The 17,073-nt window shown below is 45.5% G+C and carries 15 protein-coding genes; 5 read left to right on the forward strand and 10 right to left on the reverse strand.

Translation table 11 applies throughout. The features are described from left to right. Positions 1 to 11: 11 nt before the first annotated feature. Complete coding sequence (locus M1E03_RS19790) at positions 12 to 599, reverse strand: TetR/AcrR family transcriptional regulator (protein WP_023857800.1); 588 nt, start codon at positions 597 to 599, stop codon at positions 12 to 14. A 148-nt stretch (positions 600 to 747) separates the two neighbouring features. On the opposite strand from M1E03_RS19790, the gene M1E03_RS19795 reads away from it, so the two are divergent. Then, positions 748 to 1,635, forward strand: coding sequence for an ABC transporter ATP-binding protein (locus M1E03_RS19795; RefSeq protein ID WP_458110575.1), 888 nt, complete (start codon positions 748 to 750; stop codon positions 1,633 to 1,635). After that, positions 1,632 to 2,444, forward strand: coding sequence for an ABC transporter permease subunit (locus M1E03_RS19800; protein ID WP_023857798.1), 813 nt, complete (start codon positions 1,632 to 1,634; stop codon positions 2,442 to 2,444). Before M1E03_RS19795 ends, M1E03_RS19800 begins: the two co-directional genes overlap by 4 nt. 51 nt (positions 2,445 to 2,495) lie before the next feature. Here the strand turns inward: M1E03_RS19800 and M1E03_RS19805 are convergent, their stop codons facing one another. Further along, positions 2,496 to 3,842: a C40 family peptidase gene (locus tag M1E03_RS19805; protein ID WP_128823225.1), complete on the reverse strand. Its 1,347-nt coding sequence runs from the start codon at positions 3,840 to 3,842 to the stop codon at positions 2,496 to 2,498. Positions 3,843 to 4,139: 297 nt separating this feature from the next. Between M1E03_RS19805 and M1E03_RS19810 the strand changes: the two genes are divergently transcribed. Continuing rightward, entirely contained in the window at positions 4,140 to 5,132 is a 993-nt protein-coding gene (locus M1E03_RS19810; RefSeq protein ID WP_231562562.1) for an LLM class flavin-dependent oxidoreductase, read from the forward strand. Between the two features lie 46 nt (positions 5,133 to 5,178). On the opposite strand, the gene M1E03_RS19815 is transcribed toward M1E03_RS19810, so the two are convergent. Then, complete coding sequence (locus M1E03_RS19815; protein WP_023857795.1) at positions 5,179 to 5,607, reverse strand: cell wall hydrolase; 429 nt, start codon at positions 5,605 to 5,607, stop codon at positions 5,179 to 5,181. Between the two features lie 154 nt (positions 5,608 to 5,761). Between M1E03_RS19815 and M1E03_RS19820 the strand changes: the two genes are divergently transcribed. Beyond that, positions 5,762 to 6,613, forward strand: a complete 852-nt coding sequence (locus M1E03_RS19820) for a sulfurtransferase (protein WP_186440101.1) — start codon at positions 5,762 to 5,764, stop codon at positions 6,611 to 6,613. Between the two features lie 53 nt (positions 6,614 to 6,666). Here the strand turns inward: M1E03_RS19820 and M1E03_RS19825 are convergent, their stop codons facing one another. The 3 genes from M1E03_RS19825 to M1E03_RS19835 all read right to left on the reverse strand — a co-directional run bounded on the left by M1E03_RS19825 (position 6,667) and on the right by M1E03_RS19835 (position 9,913). Next, on the reverse strand, positions 6,667 to 8,064 hold the full coding sequence (locus tag M1E03_RS19825; RefSeq protein WP_025810798.1) for a YcdB/YcdC domain-containing protein: 1,398 nt from the start codon (positions 8,062 to 8,064) through the stop codon (positions 6,667 to 6,669). Positions 8,065 to 8,150: 86 nt separating this feature from the next. Beyond that, on the reverse strand, positions 8,151 to 8,981 hold the full coding sequence (locus tag M1E03_RS19830; protein ID WP_025810799.1) for a DUF1835 domain-containing protein: 831 nt from the start codon (positions 8,979 to 8,981) through the stop codon (positions 8,151 to 8,153). A gap of 158 nt (positions 8,982 to 9,139) precedes the next feature. Further along, on the reverse strand, positions 9,140 to 9,913 hold the full coding sequence (locus M1E03_RS19835) for a glucose 1-dehydrogenase (RefSeq protein WP_020450052.1): 774 nt from the start codon (positions 9,911 to 9,913) through the stop codon (positions 9,140 to 9,142). Between the two features lie 171 nt (positions 9,914 to 10,084). Here M1E03_RS19835 and M1E03_RS19840 point away from each other — a divergent pair, with 171 nt between their 5' ends. Further along, a complete protein-coding gene (locus M1E03_RS19840; protein WP_023857791.1) occupies positions 10,085 to 11,035 on the forward strand; it encodes a trypsin-like serine peptidase in 951 nt (316 codons plus the stop codon). Between the two features lie 58 nt (positions 11,036 to 11,093). Here M1E03_RS19840 and M1E03_RS19845 read toward each other — a convergent pair whose 3' ends face one another. The 4 genes from M1E03_RS19845 to M1E03_RS19860 form a co-directional block, all read right to left on the reverse strand. Continuing rightward, positions 11,094 to 13,175 carry a glycosyl hydrolase family 18 protein gene (locus tag M1E03_RS19845; RefSeq protein WP_328067003.1) on the reverse strand — a complete coding sequence of 694 codons (2,082 nt, stop codon included), beginning with the start codon at positions 13,173 to 13,175 and terminating at the stop codon, positions 11,094 to 11,096. 90 nt (positions 13,176 to 13,265) lie between these two features. Then, entirely contained in the window at positions 13,266 to 15,062 is a 1,797-nt protein-coding gene (locus tag M1E03_RS19850) for a glycosyl hydrolase family 18 protein (protein WP_206761293.1), read from the reverse strand. 400 nt (positions 15,063 to 15,462) lie between these two features. After that, a complete protein-coding gene (gene chbG / locus M1E03_RS19855) occupies positions 15,463 to 16,197 on the reverse strand; it encodes a chitin disaccharide deacetylase (RefSeq protein WP_023857788.1) in 735 nt (244 codons plus the stop codon). Further along, entirely contained in the window at positions 16,194 to 16,928 is a 735-nt protein-coding gene (locus tag M1E03_RS19860) for a GntR family transcriptional regulator (protein ID WP_020450047.1), read from the reverse strand. Before M1E03_RS19860 ends, chbG begins: the two co-directional genes overlap by 4 nt. Between the last annotated feature and the right edge of the window lie 145 nt (positions 16,929 to 17,073).

A 17,073-nucleotide genomic window follows, 5' to 3' on the forward strand; every position in this document is an offset into this window, starting at 1 on the left:
TAAAAGCACATCTACGGTCTGCCGCACAAGCCATAAAAGAAAATATGCATCATTTCCTCTGTAAACTGTCTGTTTTTTTCAAAGGCTTCACCCAGAGTTTTTGAATGTTCAATGATCATATTCATAAAGATGAGAAAGCTTTCCGCGGTGATCTTGGGAGAGATTTCGCCTGACCGATGACCTTTTTCAATCATTTGGAGCATAAGGGGAATGATTTTTTCATCGTATTGCCGCTTTACATAATCCATTATTTCACTGTCTTCGATCATCACCTCTTTGACGACCGTTAGAGCAAATTTTTGATTATTGGCTTCCCTTTTCTGCAAAATCATCAATTCGATCTTTTCTTTAACGGAAATATCTTTGTTCATATATTCTTCAAAATCGCTGATGGACTGATCGATATAGTCTTTGAAAACCTCTTTCAGGAGCGCTTCTTTGCTTCCAAAGTAATTATAGATCGTCACCTGCGAAACATTTGCCGCTTTTGCGATATCGGTTATCCGGATGCGCTTTGGCTCCCATGTTTTGAGCATATCCAAAGCCGTCTTTTTGATTTTCTCTTTAATCAGCAAAGCCCTTTTTTCAAATCCGTTCATATAACCATCCTTACATATCTTTCTTAATGAAATTATAACATAAAAATATTTCACTAATTCCGTTGACAAAAAAGTTCATAAGAACGTAAAATTAGTTTTGTAATTATTAATCACTATTATTTCATAATTTTCATTTTGGAGGTGTCACATGCTGACAGTTGAACGTCTTACGAAAAAGTTTTCCAATAGCAAAGGTATATTTGATGTTTCATTTCATGTTCAAAAAGGTGAAGTGTTTGGATTTTTAGGTCCAAACGGAGCTGGAAAATCAACAACCATTCGACATATCATGGGGTTTATGAAGCCTGATCAAGGCGATATCAAAGTAAACGGAATGAACATCCGGAATCATCAAGGCGACATTCAGCGGCATATCGGCTATCTTCCCGGAGAGATTGCATTTATCGAAGGAATGACGGGAAAACAATTTCTCGATTTCATGGCAAACATGCACGGTTTAAAAGATACAGCTAAGCGCAATGAACTCATCGAACGGCTCCAATTCGATGTTCATACGCCGATCAGAAAAATGTCGAAAGGAATGAAGCAAAAAGTCGGGATTGTCGCTGCCTTTATGCACAGCCCTGAAGTCATCATTCTTGATGAACCGACCTCAGGCCTCGATCCGCTGATGCAAAAAGTGTTTATTGAAATCGTGCTCGAAGAAAAAGCGAGAGGAACGACGTTTTTAATGTCTTCCCACAGCTTTCCTGAAATCGAACGAACCTGTGACAGAGCCGCCATTATAAAAGACGGCATCATCATTGCCGTCAAAGATATCCATGAACTGCAGTCGATGCAGCGAAAGGTATTCGAAGTTACATTTGAAAACAAGGGCGACATTCCCGCCTTCATGAATTCGGGTCTGCAAATCGAATCCCGGACGGACAATCGTGTCAAAGTGGCCGTTTTAGGGAACCATGATCAATTTATTAAAGAAACCGCCAAATATCACATTCGGCACATTGATTCTTCTTCACAAAGCCTGGAAGAGATTTTCATGAACTACTATGACAGAAAGGGGACAGTGAAATGAACTTCTCCCTGTACAAACAAATGATGAGAACAAACATGAAAGGAATCATAAGCTACGGGGCAGGCTCCGCTTTCTATATTCTTTTGATACTGGGCATTTATCCAAGCATCGCGGGCAATGCGGAGGATATTGAGAAAATGATCAAATCAATGCCGGAAGGCTTTCTCAATGCTTTTGGGTTTGAAAACGGACTGGGGAATCTTGAAGATTTTATGTCTGGAGAGTATTACGGTTTAATCTTTATCGTGATTTTGTCGATCTTCTCTGTCATGCTGTCGACTAAGCTTTTGGCAAAGCTCGTGGATCAAGGGTCAATGGCCTATATTCTGTCTGCGCCGACAACGCGCGGCAAAGTGGCTTTCACCCAAGCAGCCGTTTTAACGACAGGTCTTTTGATCATTATGGCCGTGACGACAGCGGCCGGGCTGGCTGGCTACCATTTGATGCTGGGCGGTGATTACGATTTTAATGTGTCAAGGTTTCTCGTTCTGAACTTGCTCGGCTTTCTGCTCTTCTTTGCCGTCGGCGGCATCTCGTTCCTCTTTTCGGCCATTTCAAATGACGAAAAAAGAGCCCTCGGACTTTCCGGAGGCATCACGTTTTTATTCTTCAGCTTCGACTTGCTCGGCAAACTAAGCGAAAAGACGGAATGGATGAGGAGCCTGTCGGTTTTCTCTTTATTCAGACCTGGCGATATTGTAAACGGGAGCGCCGATATCGCTCAAGTGTCTCTTGTTCTTGCCGCGGTCGGTTTTGCCGCCTTCGCACTCAGCATTCTCATCTTTAAAAAGCGCGACTTGCCGCTGTAATATAAAAACGCCGCTCCCGATCAGGAACGGCGTTTGTTTCTGTATGATATTTTATTCAACGACCCGTCTGACAACTCCGCTGAAATGCGCTTTCCAGTACGGGTTGCTCATAGAATCGACGGATACCCCGCGTGAGCTGTTATCGTTCAAGAATGTTCCATTGCCAAGATAAATACCCACGTGGCCATTCGTTTTGTATGTGTCAAAGAAGACCAAGTCTCCACGCTTCATTTCAGACGCGCTCACAGCTCGTCCTTTGCCGACAAGCGTACTTGTTGTCGCACCGAATCCAAGCTCTACACCTGCTGATGCATAAGCCCAGCGCACAAATGATGAGCAGTCGAAACGACGGTTGTCGATATCAGCTTGAGAACGTCCGCCTCCCCATACGTACGGAGATCTGCCGACGATGCTTGAACCTGTGCTGATGGCAGCTTCAATTGCGTTTCCATTGCTGCTGACAACAGAACCGGAAGAGTAGTTTCTTGACGGGCTGCTGCTTTTCTTGCTGCTTGAAGAACCGCTGTTGGACGATCCGTTGGATTTGCTGACTGAACCTGAGTTTGATCCTGAGTCTGACTTTTCAGCCGTAGCAGATTCTTCTTTCGCTTTTGCTGCTGCAGCCACTGCAGCTCTTTCTTCTTTAAGTTTTTGTTCAAGAGCGGCTTCTTCTTTTGTCAGTGAGCCCGCTTCTTTTTTCAGATCGCTCAGCTCTGATTCTGCTGCCGCCTGTTTCGTTTGCAGCTGCTTAGAAAGGTTCGCCTGTTCTTTCAGCTGTTTATCAAGATCCGATTTAAGCGTTTTTAAATCGGCTAAAGTTTTTTGGATTTCATCCAGTTTTGTATTTAAGTCAGACATTGCTTTTTCAAGCTTGTTTTTATCTTTCTCCTGCTCGTCAAGCAGGTCTTTATCCGCGTCAACAATTGTTGAAACAGCCGTTGCACGAGTGATAAAATCTCCGAAGCTTTGTGCGCCCAGAAGGACATTCAGATAGTTTTGGGATCCGCCGTTTTCCTGCAGGCTGCGCACGCGATTTTTAATCACTTTTGAACGCTCTTCAATCCGCTTTTCAGTTTCTTTGATTTCTTTTTTCAGAGCTTCCACTTCTTTTTTGGTTTTTTTGTTTTCTTTTTCTTTGTCTTCGATTTTGTTGCTTGTTTCAAGTGCTTTTTTATCAAGCTCTTGGATTTTGGCTTCAAGCTTTTTCTGCTCGTCTTGCAGCTTGGCGATTTCTTTCCGTTTGCCCTCGATGCCTGAATTCACTTCAGAACGCTTTTGCTGAATTTCTTGTTTTTGCTGAGAGGTTTCTGCCGATGCCGTGTTGTTCATAAAGGGGGTAAATAGACTAGCTGTTCCGAGAATCGACGCTAAACCAAAAGTATAAACCTTTTTTTTCACTTTCTACTCCTCTTTCCTTTATGTATTCTTGTTTTTTCATTATGTAAATTCGCTTGAACATTATTAAAAAATGAATCTTATGACCTATGATTAATATATCCGTTACCGATGTACAGACGTTATTATACCATCTATTTTCGACAATAGGCGTCAATTTATATTACATTTATATTTCGTTTTTGTTTCAGCAGTGTCATGTTTTGACTCATCTTGTTTTAACTCTCGTATTCTCTTCGATTTGACCCTTCCTGCTGTTTTTCATATGCTTGTCTTACTGAAAAGGAAGGCCGGTGACAAATGATGCAGCTCAGTGTTCTTGACCAGGTTCCAATATCAAAAGGCTCAGATGCGTATTCAGCCTTGAAGCATTCTGCAGAGCTGGCAGAGCTCGCGGATCAATGGGGGTACAAAAGGTATTGGTTTGCCGAGCATCACAGCACACGCGGACTTGCCAGTACCGCTCCCGAAATCATGATCGCACACATTGCGGCAAAAACTGCAAACATTCGCGTCGGTTCGGGCGGTGTTCTGCTTCCTCAATACAGTCCCTTTAAAGTGGCTGAAAGCTTTCGGCAGCTTGAAGCCCTTTATCCCGGGAGGATTGACCTGGGGATCGGCCGCTCTCCGGGAGGCACAGCCAAAACGAGGCTGGCGCTGACAGACGGGGTTCATAAAAGCCTGGACGAATTCCCGAGACAGCTTCAAGACTTGTTGGGCTTTTTGACTGATTCCGTCCCTTCCGGACACGATTATTTCGGAATCAAAGCGGCCCCTTTGACGGATTCGCCGCCGGAGGTGTGGCTTTTAGGGCTTGGAGAAAACAGCGCGAAATTGGCCGGTGACATGGGAGCGGGATACGTATTCGGACATTTCATCAATTCCGCAAGAGGGAGGAACGCCTTTCAATTATATCGGGAAAGCTTTCGGCCTTCTCCTTTCTTTAAGCGCCCCCAATCTTTGGCCGCCGTTTTCGTCGTTTGTGCGGAATCCGATGAAAAAGCTGAAGAGCTTTGCTTGAGCCAGGATTTATGGCTTCTAAGAGTTGAAAAAGGATTGGACAGTCTTGTCCCAAGCATTGAGGAGGCAAAATCTTCCGCTTACACCGCTGCCGATAAAAAAAAGCTTGCCCACAACCGCAGCCGTATGGTGATCGGGTCTCCTCGAACGGTCAAAAGAAAACTGCTCGAGCTCTCTGACCGATATCAAACAGATGAGTTTATGGTTTTGACGAACGTTTACCGGTTTGAAGATAAGAAGCAGTCTTACGAAAGACTTGCAGAGTTATTTTGACCAAAAAACATCCCTTTTCAAAATCCGTTGAAAAGGGATGTTTTTATTAAAACGTATTATAGACATTCTCACACTCTTCCGCTGTCGGCTCATAAAAACAATGCGCTTTAAAGCGGCCGACATGCGGCTGATTATACCACTGTGCGGGACACGCCCCTGCCGGTCTGAAATACCACAAACTGAACTTTGCCGGCCAGAGCCGCTCTCCGTTGATCGCCCTGCGCGCCAAGCGCCTTTCGCTTTCCCGTGCCCTTTGATAGAAATAACCGTGCGTCACGGCTTCAAACGCATGCGGCTGATGGATCATCTGCGGAATGGTGCGAAGTCCCACAAAGTCGGAACAGTTTGCCCTGATGCGGTTGATTCCGACATTTCCGACCATCAGCATTCCTTGCACGCCTTCGCCTTCAGCCTCCGCTCTCAAAAGTCTGGCCAAAAGATTGATATCTTTAGAAGAAGCCTTAACTACTGCCATATTAGTCACCCCCATGATGTCGTCACCTTTATCATATTCTGTTTCATTTAGGTGATGACGATTTCGGGATTTATCTTTGACATTCCCCTTGAAAGAAAGCTATTCTTCTATTATCAGAACCCGAGAAAAAACAAAGGGGAGCGGAGGGATCGGATTGTCAGTATTGAAAAGCCCTGAATGGGTATACAAACGATTAAGGGAAAATCCGGACCAAACGGTTATTGTCGATGTGAGGTTTCATTTGACAAAACCGGACGAAGGCCGGAAAACGTATACGAAAAGCCATGTGCCGAGAGCCGTTTACATTGATTTAAAAGAGGATCTGTCGCGTAATGCGGAAGTGCACGGCGGCAGACATCCGCTTCAAGACCCTGACCGTCTGGCCGCAAAGCTTGGGAAAATCGGCATTGACCGGGAAACAGATGTCATTGTTTATGATGACAGCGGCGGCATGTTTGCAGCGCGCTTTTGGTGGCAGCTTCACTACCTCGGGCATGACAGCGTCTATATTATGGATGGGGGTCTGTCCAACTGGATCAAATCGGGCTATGCGATGACCGCCGAGGTTCCCCGTCCTATCCAGCGCGAGTTTAAGCCGGCGCTCAGAGAAAACGAACTCCTTGATGCCGGAGACGTGCTGAAGCGAATCGGCAGAAAAAACTCCATCCTGATTGATGCGCGTGATCCTTCTCGATACACAGGGGAAAACGAGCCACTCGATCACCGGGCCGGCCATATTCCCGGAGCCAAAAACTTTTTTTGGAAAGGCAATCTGACCGAAAGCGGATTATGGAAAAGCAAAGAACAACTCAGACAGCACTATGCTGTTTTAGACCCGGACAGTGAAATTGTCGTCTATTGCGGATCGGGCGTATCAGCCTGCCCAAATGTGCTCGGCCTGAAAGAAGCCGGATTTGAAAATGTGAAGCTGTATGCCGGCAGCTGGAGCGATTGGATCAGCTACCCCGACCATCCGATCTCCACTGGGACAGAGGACGACACCTGATCTTACAAGAGACGGCGGCCGGGGGCCTTTGTGCCTTAGCCAGCCGCCGTTTATTACATGTTTTTGCTCATAAACGCCTTTCCGTCATGGGCATCGATAAAGTACGGGTAGACCGGCCGGTAAATAAGCCTGTAGAAGTCATCCTTTTCCCGACTGTAATCCCTTTCCCATTGCAGCTTCACATCAAATGCCGCTGCAAAAACCGCTTTCGCTTCTTCCTCTGAAATAGATGGCGAAGGACTCAGATCGGCCAGCGCTTCCGGCTCGATTTCCGGACCGTTATAACCGACGACCCTGCCGGTTGTCCGACTGATACTGATATTGGCAGAGCCAAGCCTTAACGGCACCTCTTTGTATTGAAGATCAAATTGAAAAAAAGCGTTTTGCCTGTCCCCGTCATTTTCCGCCGGATGCATTCGAAAAAGCTGATCTGCGCCGGGATAAAGCTTGTACAAAAATTGCAGCGCCCGTTTCAAGCAGTCTTCCACGCTCAAGGAAAGGTGTCCTTCTGATTTGATGAAAGAAGCTACCCCTTTGAGCTTCCCTGACTTTTTATCTTTCATGATTTTCAACGTATTTTTGTTCCATGTTTCGAAATAGCCGGCTATACTCCGGTCTCTCGGCTCAGGTTCGTTTCCCAGGCGCCATACCGTTCCAATTGACTCTCCCATATCGGTTTCACGGATTTTCCGCATCGAAGGAGTATAGCCGATCATGTCATCGATATCAGCATGACGGTCAGCCTCAGGCAGCAAAGGGAGCGGCAATGTTTCCTCCTCTTCCTCTTCATCCGCCGCAGGCTTCATATGGCATTTTCCCGTGATATCGGCAGGATAGCTGAAAAACGGCAAGTCTGCTTCGTAAATGAGATGCGGGCGATCATCTCCCCCTTCATAAAGCTCACTGCGGACTTTTTCGACCGCCAATTCGAATTGAATATGTTTAAGATAATCGGCTGTCACCGATTCCTTATCAGCGATCTGCTTTGGAATGGAGAAAGAGCTTGTTCCACCGTTATAGCGAAACTCCATCACCTCTCCGTTCTTGGCGACCTTGACGTAAAAGCCTGTTTGCGGCAGCGGAAGATCAAGGACAGTCTGAACATACGTAAAACGGACGAATTGTTCTGTTTCCTTCTTTTCATGGTAAACAAATTCATGAGACGCACTCGGGTAATGCTGTTCTGTAAACTGAAGGGCGATTTTCAGCAGCCTTTCCTCTGGAAGAGATTCCTCGACCGCCGGTTCATACTCTTTTGTCAAACTGATTAAGCGGCCGTGATGATCTAACTCTACCGATATGTCCTGATCCGGCTCTTCAATATCCTTCCAGACGAAAAAAACCGGCCTCTCTTTTTCGTCCTTTTCTCCGTAATCTTCGATCATGAGCTGATAATGTGAGGGAACCTTACTGATGGACTGCGCTTTTTGTTTTAACTGTTCACGAACCAAATCCTGTCTACCTCTCTTTCATTTTCGTCTCCTTATGTATACGAAATATACCATTAATCGTTTCATGAAAATTGAGATAATTGGATTTAAATGGTGAACTTAAATGGCGATTTTAACCTTATGCTAAAATATCTCATTCCTTTTGGTACGCCTTCCATCTCAAAAATGCCTTTGCGGATCAGCTCTAAAATGCGGTACTCGATGAATTCATCTCCGATGTTCTCCTTCAGATGGCCAATGACTTCGCCGATCAGGCGGGGACAGTTGATAAAGGTATTGGTTGAACGGTTTTTTTGAAGCTGTGCGAGCTTGCCGATGATGAACGAATCATAAAAGTCTTCTTTCACGCTTTTAATTCTGCCGTCTTCCCATACTCGCAACACGCTTGTCTGCTGAGACAGCGCTGTCCATTCCTCCGCAAGGCCCCGTCTTTCAGCGGCTGTCAAAGCCGACTGATCCCCTTGTTCATAAATGAATCTCAGTTTTTCATCATTCAATTCACCAGAACTTCGGGTATAGGGAAAGTACTTCGACGTATTCAGATGGAAAACAGCCAGGTTCATTTGCCGAAGGATATGATGTACAAATCTCAGGCCCGTTTGTTCGTGTGCATGATCGCCCGTCCACATAAAGACGGAGGCTTGCTCCTGAATACGGCTTAATGCAGAAACCGCATCTTCAAAACGGCTGTATATCTCTCCAAGCTCGTGAAATCGGTCATTGAGATATGTTTTCAACCATTCATAACGATTGACCCTGCCTTCTTTAATTTCCAGGTTTTGAAGCGGCCCGATGGAAAATAATTCAGGAATGACGATCAGACTCTTTTCCTGGGTTCCTCCCGACTGTTTGAGCATCATGTTAATACTGCCGCCGGCAGATTCGCCGAAGGCAATGTGAACGACATTGTTTTGCATTATAATCTCCTTGTTAGTTAAGTTGTAATAGCATTAAAGCTATTAAACTCATCTTTTTAACTATTATATACAAAAACAGGATATAAAAGGTGACGCAATAAAAAACCCCCCATTCCGCCATTCGAAAAAGGCAGAACGGGAGCTGAAAAATGCACTTGCTATTCCAGCTGTGACGGGTAAAGCGTCATGCCGCCGTCAACGAACAAAGTCGCGCCCGTTACATAGGCGGCTTCTTTCGACACAAGCCATGCCGCTGCGGAAGCCACTTGTTCAGGCTCGCCAAATTCGTTCATCGGTATCTTTTTCAGCTGTGCCGACTTGTGGCTTCCCTCCAAGTCTTCATTGCTTTCGGTTGCGATCGTTCCCGGCGCGATCGAATTGACGCGGATTCCTTTGTCCGCATAATCAAGGGCAAGCGTTTCTGTCAAAAGCTTCATTCCGCCTTTTGAAGCGGAGTAATGAACATTTTTCGGCCTCGGAATTTGCTGATGAACGCTTGATATATTGAGTATGCTCCCTTTCATGTGGCGGTCCGCCATATATCTTAAGGCTTCCCGTGCGCCGAGAAACGTACCGGTTAAATTAACGTCGATCACTTTCTGCCATTCACCAAGTTCAAGTTCGTGCGGGAGGGCTTCTGCGCCGTTAAATCCTGAATTATTGACCATGACATCAAGTGAGCCGAAATGTTCAACTGCTGATTTAATCAGCTTTTTTATATCCTCTTCAGAAGACACGTCAGCTTCTACCGCAAGGGCGTTTCCGCCCGCTGCTTGAATATTGTCGACGGCTTCCCGTGCGCCTCCGGGATCGCTGTGATAATTGACAACCACATTCATCTTTTCTTTTCCAAACCGTTCTGCAACCGCCTTGCCTATACCTTTTGAAGAACCGGTCACAATTGCTGTTTTTCCTTTTAAATCACTGTACAACTTAAACCCCCCTCAATTTCTTTTCTTCATGTACATTACCCGGTATCAATATGATCAAACAAAATGTTAATACATGCCTCTAGTATGATCTTTTTTGAACATATGGAAAATTCAGAATTATTTTGTTAATATCTAACTTGAACTTACAACAAAATAAGGAAGTGATACGATTTGGTTAGTAAAAAGAGTGTTAAACGAGGTTTGATCACAGGTCTCATTGGTATTTCTATTTATTCTTTAGGTATCCACCCGGCCCAAGCCGCACCATCGCCTCATTCTCCTGTTTCAAGCGATCCTTCATACAAAGCGGAAACATCGGTTACCTATGATCCAAACATGAAAAGCGATCAATACGGCTCGTATTCAAAGGCATTTACAGGCACCGGCAAAGTGAATGAAACAAAGGAAAAAACGGCAAAAGAGTCCTCCGCCAAAGCTCCTTACAGCATTAAATCGGTGATTGGTTCTGATGATCGGACAAGGGTGACCAACACAAGCGCATATCCGTACAGAGCGATCGTTCATATTTCAAGCAGCATCGGTTCGTGCACCGGATGGATGATCGGTCCGAAAACCGTCGCAACAGCCGGACATTGCATCTATGACACATCAAGCGGTTCATTTGCCGGGACAGCTACTGTTTCGCCGGGACGGAACGGGACAAGCTACCCTTACGGCTCTGTTAAATCGACGCGCTACTTTATTCCGTCAGGATGGAGAAGCGGTAACACCAATTACGATTACGGTGCAATCGAACTAAGCGAACCAATCGGCAATACTGTCGGATACTTCGGATACTCGTACACCACTTCATCACTTGTCGGGACAACTGTTACTATCAGCGGTTATCCAGGCGATAAAACAACAGGCACACAATGGCAGCATTCAGGACCGATTGCCATCTCCGAAACGTATAAATTGCAGTATGCAATGGACACGTACGGAGGCCAGAGCGGTTCACCGGTATTCGAACAAAGCAGTTCAAGAACGAACTGCAGCGGTCCATGCTCGCTTGCCGTCCACACAAATGGAGTTTACGGCGGCTCTTCGTACAACAGAGGCACCCGGATTACAAAAGAAGTGTTTGACAATTTGAGCAACTGGAAAAACAGCGCCCAATAACACACGAAGACAGCCCGCTTCCTTTTGGAACGGGCTGTTATATCTAACGGCTGCACACTTACTTCACATTAAGCCTGTACTTTTTTCCATCTATTGATATCGTGAAATTTGAAGGGCCGCTGATCGGCAAATAATAAACAAGCTGAAACTCCGCCGCCTCACCAGGTTTAATCGTTTTCCAGCTTGATAGAGTCACTCCGATGCGGTGGAAATCTCCCGTCAGTCCGCCAATGTTCGGTCCCGTATGCCCTTTAGCAATCACTTCAACTTGATCGCCGCTCCAGCTTCCAAACCGAGGGGAAGTGGATGTCGGCACATCAAATTCGATAACAGAACCTCCCGTAATCGTGACATCGCTGTTATTGATCAGCTTCATTACCGGGTGGATCGGGTAATTTTGATCTCCTAATGGAAAGTTCGTCAGCTCTATGTCTACATCCAATGATTCATCAGGAAAAGGCGATGTGCTGAGCCGGTTATCGTATGGTGTTGTATCCGAGAATTTGTGATACAGCGTGCTCGTTAAAGTATTGCCAATATCGAATTCTCCTTTATTGCCGTTTCGTTCGGGATACCAGTCATAATCGCCGCTCAAATCCCAAAACATGACACCCCCGATTCCTTTATCAACGACATAATCCGCCTTCGTTTTGATCGATTCCTCATCCTCTGTCGATAGAAACACTTTCTTTTCTGGATTCCAAAGCCAAGGCGCTGCCAGCCCCGCGTCATAATGCCTTTGATAAGCGCCTGTCAAATCAGCCTTGCTCAATCCATACCTTTCCAGATAAGAACCGGCAATGCCCTTTTCAAGGTTTTTGGCGTGCCACATCGGGTTTGCCCCTGCTCCAATTTCATTCCCCTGCTCATCTTTATCGTGCCAAATATTATCGATTCCAGTTGCTCCGTCACCGCATTGCCTGAGTCCCTGAGGACAATCTGCGCTTTTGGATGTTCCCCACAGCCCGTTTACTCCGCCGTTCACATTCTTCCAGCCTCTCGTATAATAAGGAACACCGATATTGATTCGCCCCGATTCCATAGCTCCTCTAAAATAATGGTAAGCCCAGTCCGTATTTAAATATCCGATCCCTTCGTATTCCGGCGTAGTATATATGTTGGAATGCTTGAGTTCGGCATCTTCGCCGTTATCGAATAAAGAAGCGTTCGGTCCGACAAACTCATTCCAGGCTCCATGAAGATCATAGGACATGATATTGACATAATCGACATATCGAAGCGGCTTAAACGTTTCCATCCCTCTCAGTAAATATGCCGATGATGGCGCTGCAATGGTCAGCATGTAGTACTTTCCATCTTCAGCGGACGCTTGATCAAGCTTTTCTCTTAATATTTTCATCAATGCCTCAAAGCTTTTATTTAACCCGTTGCGCCGCGGATTGGCGATGTTCCAATCTGCAGGATTTCCTGCATCCTGCATTGATGTAGGGTACTCATAGTCAATATCGATTCCATCGATCTCGTATTTTCTGAGAAACGCAACGACCGACTCCGCAAAGGTGTGAATACCCTTGTGGTTTACAGATCCGTCTCCATTCGTTGTCATCGAATAAAAGCCGCCGCTTGGAATCCGCTTCCCGTCCCTGTCAACATAACCGCCGGTTTCGGCCCAACCGCCGACAGCCGCCAAAACTTTTACATTCGGGTATTTCTCTTTATATTGATGGATAAGGTTAAAATGCCCCTTATACGGCAAGGTTTGATCCATTTTTACATCGGAATGCTCCGGCCAGGTCATCCCGATGGACGGGTTGTTCTCATCTGTCTCATCTCCGACTGAAATCCGATGATCTTCCCCGATGTGGGCAAACGCATAATTAATGTGGCTCAAGTACTTCCAGGGGATATCATTTACTAAATAACGATCTTGATTGCCTTTTCCAGTACGCCAGCTTGTAAAGTACCCGATGATTCTCCGGTCTAACTGATTGGCAAGCTTTTCACGGCCGTCCCGGTCGTATACATCGCAGTACGGCACATGTTCAACGCCTGAGTCCCAAAGCCCTTCCGGACGGCAGTCCGGTTGTTCATTTGAAGTCTCTGCAGAAATGTGCCGGTTCGGGATAAAAAGCGCAAGGAGCAGCACACAGGATAAAATAGATGAAGCGGCTATCTTCATGTTTATTCAGACTCCTTTGTCCATAAAGAGAGACGTGAGAAGCTTTTTCCCAAATCTCTCTTTATCGTTTTCTATCCATTTGACTTTCTGTTATTCGCAGCCTCCGACCAGCCGCCATACGCCCCATTCACCGGATTGATCCGGCCGGTCGCCTTTCGTCCACCATTTCGCTTCATACACTTTTCCATTAAATGCAACCCGCTCTCCGCCCGTGTATGCGTTCGTCTCTTTCCATTCGTCATATGAACATGCCTGGTCAGAATTCGTCGTGACCTTTACTGTTGGTCCGGTATGGAGTTCTCCATCGGCATCCTTTGCTGAAACTGTAAATGAGTAGGCCATACCCGGCTTCAAGTTGCCGATTTCCGCTGATGTTTCTTTTACAGATATCGACCGGTTTTCAAATGACACGACATATTCCGTAATGTTTGCTCCGCTGCTCGGCGCATCCCAAGCCAGGTTGACACTTGTAGCAGTTTTTCCGGTTACACGCACATTCACAGGTGCCGATGAAGGCGGCTCCGGATTGCCTCCGTCCGGTGCAAAATCTAAATCGGCTGCCAATTTATTGAGAAGCGTCCGATTGGAATCGCCGCTGAAATCCCAGAACATCGCTCCGCTTAATCCGTTTGCTTTAATAAAATCCGTTTTGTGGCCGAATGATTGTTCATCATCATAAGTGATGAAATTGCCATTTTCCGCGTTATACAAAAACGGCACTTTCGCTTGATCGTTCCAATACCTTTTATAGCCGTTTTGATTTACATAATTCTTTTCAAGATCTGAAAAGTCGAATACTCCATTTTCCCATGTCCCTTCTTTCGCCGGTCCGCACTTCTGATATTCTCCGTGGCCGCCGGACTCACAACCGCTCCAGCCCCTTCCGTAGAACGGTGTTCCAAGCACTAATTTGTCCCCTTTGACACCGGCTTCCTTATAGCGTTTCACAGTGTTTTCAATGTTGTAGGTCTCAGCATTTGGAACGCCTGCTTCTTTTGCTTTTGGATCATAGAACAGCGGCGCATTATGGGCGCTTATGCTTTGCCATCCGCCATTAAAGTCATAGGTCATGATGTTAATCCAATCCACGGTTTGAGCAATTTTATCAAGCTCAGTGTTGCTCACATACTCCGGACTTGCGCCGGATGCGATCGTCAGCAAGTATTCCTTGCCGTCCTTTGCTTCTGCAGCATCAAGTTTTTTACGCACCTCTTGCAGGAGCAGCGTGTAATTTCTTTTATCTTCCGGCCGTGTACTATTCCCCGGCAATCCTCCGCTGACCGGGTATTCCCAGTCAAGATCGACCCCGTCAAACCCGTATTTCCTTAAAAATTCAACGGCCGAAGCGGCGAAATTCCCCCTTGCCACAGGATCTGCCGCGACATCTGAAAAGCGGTTAGACCAAGTCCATCCGCCGACCGATATGAACGTTTTCAAATGAGGGTGGCTCTTTTTCAGCTTCAGCAATTGTTTAAAGTTGCCGCGGATCGGTTCATCCCAGACATCCCCGGGATTTGACTTTTGTGCGTCAATCCAGGGATCGCCCATTACGATTGTTCCATTTGGCGCGTCGATCACTCCGTTTTCATCCTGACATGACCATGTTTGGGGATTGGGGCCTGTCGGATCGGGGTTCCCGTGCCTTCCTTCCCAGCAAATATCAGCAAAAGCATAATTAATGTGGCTGACTTTTGAAACGTCCATATCCCAAACTTGAAAATTCCTTCCGTAAGCACCCCATGATGGATAGTAGCCGATGATTTTATAGTTTTTTCCGGAATCGGCCTTTGCAACTTCCCCATTTACAAATGACAAGCTCAGCAACATGACAAAAATGAAAGAAAAAACGAAAAACTTTTTGCTTTTGTTGACCAACACGATGTTCATCTCCTTTTCATCCAATTTTTTTGACAAACCATGAAACTAGAAATCTCCTATTCCTCACCGCCTTTTTTGTTTGTTTTATATTTTTCCTTGTCATCTAATAGCTGCAGCTGCACAGAAGCCAACAAGGGAAAACGCTTACATAAATGAGATTGACATCATGATTTCATTAAAATTTCGGGTGTGTTCGTTTGGAAAAGCTGGTTGTGCTGAGGGTGAAACACGTATAGATGTCTATACATTTGCGTATAAAAGAAGACTTTTTAATGGCGAAGGGTTGCTGAATTTGTTATGACAAATCTATATTAATCAGAATTTTCTGAACTGTCAACTTGAAGACATTGACTACACAACCGCCGCTTTCTACTCCATTTAAGGAATAGAAGCGGCGCCTCTAGCCTCTTCATAGACTAGCGTAAGACGTAAGACGAATATCCGGACATTGTTGCAAAGCCGATTTAAGAGAAGGTTCCGTCAGCAGTGAAAGTTCATATACCCGAGGATAATGGAAAGACGATTTTTCAAGCAGACATTTATCGACGTAAGCCGGATGGCACATCACTTCAATCACTGCTGCGTCTTGATAATCACGAAGGATGCTCGAAAGATCCTTCAATCGATCGACTTTCAGCTCAAAAGCATCGTTCGACCTTACACCCTTCCACAGTGAAGGATGATCATGATTGACCTTTCTGCATGGCAGGTCATACTCTTTCGCAAGCTTTACAAACACCTCAGGGAGATTTCCGTATGTATGAATATGATGATGGCTGTCGATATGTGTCGGATTTAAACCGAAAGACAAAGCTTTCTCTATTTGCGCTTTCCACTCTCGGTATACTTCATCAAGGTCAATGTCGAAGAAACCCTGGTAGTACAAAAGCTTGCGAAAATTCCCTTCTTCATCCGTTATCGTATGCAGTCCGCCGAGAATCGGGCGCCCGGCCGTCAATGCCAAGTGGACGCCGACTCCGAGTTCACGATTTTGCCGTGCGAGTTCGACGGCATGCTCCGCTTCTTGCATATTGACCATGAGCGTAGTCGATGTGAGCACCCCGTGCTGGAAAGCTTCAATGATTCCAAGGTTGACTCCCCTTGAAAATCCAAAATCATCCGCATTTATGATTAGAGATTTCACCTTTCATTCCCCCTTTGTTCATAATCACGTTCAATGAAGAACTCAACACGGTCACCGCGAAAATAGGCCATAGAATACTCGACGACTTCTTCCGACGCCAAAAATGTTTGCGTCGATATCTGGAAGCAAGGTGTGCCTTGTGTAATATTTAAATGTTGTGCAATCTCCTCATCAGAAATCACAATTTTGATTTGTTCCTCTGTTCTTTTTATGTTGTTTCCTTGCCTGCTGATGCACTGGTAAAGTGAAATATTCGCCATTTCTTCCGTTACTTCGGGGACGAGATCCGTTCTGATATAGGCTGTTTCAAACTGGATTTCTTCATCGTCCGCATAGCGGATTCTTTTGATTTGATAGACCATTTGTTCAGCGTCGATTCCGAGGAGGGTTTGGATTTTTTCAGACGGCTTTATTTTTTGCAAATCAACAACTTTGATTTTCGGTTTAAAGCCTTGAGCCTTCAATTGCTCTGCATAACGGAGGCTGCTGGAGCTCAAGATCTGCTTTACTTTTCCTTTGGCGACAAATGTCCCTTTTCCCTGCTTTCGGTAAATGGCCCCTTCCATAAGCAAATGATTCAGCGCGGTCCGCAGCGTCGTCCGGCTGACATCATACAGTTTGCAAAACTCGGACTCCGTCGGCAGCAGGCTGCCAGGCGGATAATAACCGCTTTCAATCTTATCTACAATATCTTGTTTAATTTGACTGTGGAGCTGTGGTTGTTTCGCCATACATGTTCTCCTTTGGGGTGTGTTCGTAATTATAGAATAACACAAAAGGTTCCTAAAAAAAACAATTTGTCATAACAAATATGTATGGACAAATTTGTTATGACATGTTAAGTTTCAATTGTGTGAAGCGCTTTCATATAAAGAG

Source organism: Bacillus sp. PK6-013, from assembly GCF_054161445.1.